Here is a 3,508-nt window from a genome sequence, read left to right as displayed (position 1 = left end):
GGTTTTGCCTGTCCCGATGGGTCTAAAGTCCGCCAGGGCTACGTGTCCCTCTGGGGTCTAGACCGCAATGCTTACCAGCCGTCAGTTCGAGGTCATCGCGTGAACGTGACGCCGTACCCGGCTAGACCATCGATTCTAATGCCGTACTCGACTCCCTCGATCGTCGCCATGGTCCAGCCCTCTTTGACGCTCAACGTCTCGCCCGCAGGAAGACTGGCGGCTCTTCCTACCACGTACGATTCCACGTCACCGTCGCTTAATTCTTCAACGCCGCCATGGTCGCCCGGCTGTTGAGCATTGCTCGCCTGGGTAAGGAAAAGGGTCGATTCCGGCAGGGCAGGCGATAGGTTCCTGATGGTGATCGGGAAGTAGACGTTTACGGGTTGTATCGGTCGGTCGAGTGCGACCGACGCAGCCTCGCTCGGTGTGAACTCGACTGGCTCGCCGACGGTGATCTCTAGCTTGACCTCGCCTCCTCGGACTGTGTCGGAGTAGACCGCGGTCTGGCCAAACTTGCATGACCTGGTAAGTGGGCCTGTTTCGCAGACCGTGAGGTCAGGTGCCGAAGTGGGATCATCTTCGAGGCCCGCTAGGGAGGGCTGCTCGGTGCTCGAAGTTGCTGTGTTTTCTGCCGCAGACGGGGCGTCGTCTTCCAGGAGTGCCCCGACAGTAATGATGCTGCCCAGGATAACGCCGGCGCCGCCGACCGTGGCCCACATTTTCCAGGGGACTGGCGGCTTCGGCCTACGAAAGCTCAGGGTCGTTCGCACGCGGCCATGCTGCTGCGAGACCAACTCCCAGCCTTCCTGCTGCTTACTGGTGATTGCTTTCGACTCAGTGCCCGGGAACGCCTTGATTTCGGTGATCTCGTACCGTGGTTCCTTACTTGACATGTCTTTCCCGTCCGTCGATAGCGGTGCTGTGGGTACCCGTGCCCAAGGGCGGGGATTAGCTACTCGGTGGAGTTTGCACTATTCATCGGACAAGTAGCGGTACACCGACGTGCGGTGCAGACCGAAGAACCGGCCCAGTTCCGCGGTGGTGTAGCCGCCTGTGGCGTGCATCTGGCGGAGCCTGTTGGCGTCAGCGGGGGAGAGCTTGGGCTGCCGACCGCGGTACTTGCCTTCGGCCTTTGCTCGAGCAACGCCTTCGCGGGTGCGTTCGCGGTTCATGGCGACCTCAAACTCGGCGGCCATACCCAGAACCTGGAATAGCATGGCGCCGACGGGATCGCCCGGGTCATAGGTTGACCGCCCGACAGTCAGGGATGCGCCGACACCCTGTATCTGGTCTGCAATGTCGAGCAGGTCTCGAAGCGATCGTCCGAGACGGTCGAGCTTGGTCACGACGAGCTCGTCACCATCGCGCAGTTCGGCTAGGGCGCGATCCAGTGCCGGACGCTTACGCCGTCGGCCACTAACCCCGCGGTCGAGGTGGATCCGCCGAGGATCAGCGCCGAGCTCGATCAGTGCTTGTCGTTGTGTCTCGACGTTCTGTTCCTCAGTCGAAACGCGCCCGTAGCCGATCTTCACAACGGCAGTGTTGCATACGACCGTGACTTGTCCACCTTTATTGCGCTACATGTCTACGCCACAGCGGCATGAGTCGCCGTTAGTGTTCGACCTGTGCGAGCCTCCGATTGGGCGTTCGCTCAGAAAGTGTCGCGTTAGACGATCGTCAAACGCGACACAGCTTGCCTTTGCTTTGGAGAGGCGTCGCTCTCGATCTCGATTGCGCGTGAGGGGGTCCGGATGCTCCTCAGGTGTCCGGGGCGGAGGCCAGGGGAGTGGCTCGAGATCAGGCCGGTGCCCGCGGGCGGGCCGTGGTGGCCGGCGCCAAGCAGGCTCGGGCCCACGGCGTAGCGATCGCCCCTAGGTCACAATGTTCGTTGTGACTGCTGACGCGAGTATCGCCAGGACCTCATCGATCCGGCCGGTGGTGGCGGTGATCGCTGTCGTTGTCATGGATGGCCGAGTTCTCCTGGTGCGGCGCGCGAATCCGCCGGACGCCGGACGGTGGGGGTTTCCCGGGGGAAAGATCGAGTTCGGCGAGACGATTGACCAGGCTGCGATTCGTGAGTTAGCCGAGGAGACCGCGATCACGGCCGAAGCGATGTGCATCGTCACGTCGGTCGACGCATTCGGCTTCGATGAACGTGGTGTTGTGACCAGTCATTTCGTTCTAATCGCGGTGCTGTGCCGCTGGCTTTCAGGATCTCTACTTGCCGGTGATGACGCGTTAGAGGCGCGCTGGTACGGACTCGACGAGGTCGACGAGACGCAGCTGGACTTGAGCAAGGACGTCGCCGAGGTTGCTGAACTTGCCGCCAGGATCTACGGGAATGAGAGCGGCACGTGATGCTCACCAACATGACAACCCTGTCTGGAACGGACGCAGCCTGAGCGCCAGGCCCGGCCGATCCTTGCGCGAACCACAATCCGGGCCATCGTGCTGGGGCCTAGGCGCATGGCTGTTGAGAATTGCCCCATGAGACTAGGTACGCTGGCGTTCGACACGGGGTGCCCGCCAGGGCTGAGATCACACCCGAAGAACCTGATCGAGTTCGGACTCGCGGAGGAATGTCGACGCTAAGCACTGCGTTGCAGTCGCTTTGGGACAATTTTGCGCGTTCGCTCCTCGTGCGGTTCAGGGATACCGGAAACGAGGCTGGGACTGATGATCGCAAATGTTCTATCGATTGCCGGAACGGACCCGAGTGGTGGCGCGGGTATTCAGGCGGACCTGAAGACGTTTTCTGCTCTCGGCGTTTACGGCATGAGTGCGATCACCGCGGTGGTCGCCCAGAACACGCAGGGCGTGCGGAGATTCGTTGCGCTCGAGCCGGCCTTCGTCGCGGATCAGCTCGCCGCGGTGTTCGACGATGTGCGTGTCGATGCGGTCAAGATCGGTATGGTCGCCAACGCTGGGATCGCTTTGAGTATCGCTGGAGCATTGGATGCGTATCCGCGTTGTCCCGTAGTGCTTGATCCGGTGATGGTCGCCAAGAGTGGCGACTATCTGCTCGCCCCGGACGCCGTCTCCGCGGTCCGTGACTTATTGGTCCCGCGAGCGACGATTCTCACCCCCAATCTCCCTGAGGCTGCGGTCCTGACCGGGGCTTCCGATGCGATCGCAGATGTCGACCAGATGCGTGAGCTTTTGCCGGCCCTGCGTACGCTCGGAGCGCCCTGGGTGCTCCTCAAAGGCGGGCATCTGCCAGGAGGAACGAGCGTGGACATCCTCACCGGCGCGACCACGGTGGAGCTATCCGCGGCCCGTGTGGACACCAACAGTGACCACGGCACCGGTTGCACCTTATCTGCCGCTATCGCCGCGCTAGTACCGCATAACGACGTCGTCACGAGCGTGCGCCTTGCTAAGGACTACCTCACAGGGTCCCTTCAGCACGCCGACGAGCTCGATGTCGGTTCCGGCCACGGACCCGTGCACCACTTCCACGCGCTGTGGAGTGCACCGGCTATGCGCGGCGAGCGCAGGTAGGACCATC

Annotated in this window: 4 protein-coding genes and 1 riboswitch; of the genes, 2 read left to right on the top strand and 2 right to left on the bottom strand. The window is 62.3% G+C overall.

Annotated elements, in window-relative coordinates:
* Nucleotides 1-92 precede the first annotated feature (92 nt).
* On the bottom strand, nucleotides 93-893 hold the full coding sequence (locus DCI01S_RS17435; RefSeq protein WP_156482657.1) for a hypothetical protein: 801 nt from the start codon (nucleotides 891-893) through the stop codon (nucleotides 93-95).
* Nucleotides 894-971: 78 nt separating this feature from the next.
* Entirely contained in the window at nucleotides 972-1,532 is a 561-nt protein-coding gene (locus DCI01S_RS16175) for a recombinase family protein (protein WP_061230168.1), read from the bottom strand.
* A gap of 358 nt (nucleotides 1,533-1,890) precedes the next feature.
* Here DCI01S_RS16175 and DCI01S_RS16170 point away from each other — a divergent pair, with 358 nt between their 5' ends.
* Nucleotides 1,891-2,358 carry an NUDIX hydrolase gene (locus tag DCI01S_RS16170; RefSeq protein WP_243699774.1) on the top strand — a complete coding sequence of 156 codons (468 nt, stop codon included), beginning with the start codon at nucleotides 1,891-1,893 and terminating at the stop codon, nucleotides 2,356-2,358.
* A 147-nt stretch (nucleotides 2,359-2,505) separates the two neighbouring features.
* Nucleotides 2,506-2,597, top strand: a riboswitch (TPP riboswitch).
* Nucleotides 2,598-2,676: 79 nt separating this feature from the next.
* A complete protein-coding gene (gene thiD, locus DCI01S_RS16165) occupies nucleotides 2,677-3,501 on the top strand; it encodes a bifunctional hydroxymethylpyrimidine kinase/phosphomethylpyrimidine kinase (RefSeq protein WP_061230166.1) in 825 nt (274 codons plus the stop codon).
* Nucleotides 3,502-3,508: the final 7 nt, after the last annotated feature.

It is taken from the genome of Dietzia cinnamea NBRC 102147, from assembly GCF_001571065.1.
GTDB classification, from domain to species: Bacteria; Actinomycetota; Actinomycetes; order Mycobacteriales; family Mycobacteriaceae; genus Dietzia; species Dietzia cinnamea.
Note: the sequence above shows the minus strand (reverse complement) of the source record. Positions and strands in the feature narration are given on the sequence as shown.

Coding starts and splice junctions, on each gene's coding strand:
- DCI01S_RS17435 (WP_156482657.1), bottom strand. CDS start 893: ATGTCAAGTAAGGAACCACGGTACGAGATCACCGAAATCAAGGCGTTC.
- thiD (WP_061230166.1), top strand. CDS start 2,677: ATGATCGCAAATGTTCTATCGATTGCCGGAACGGACCCGAGTGGTGGC.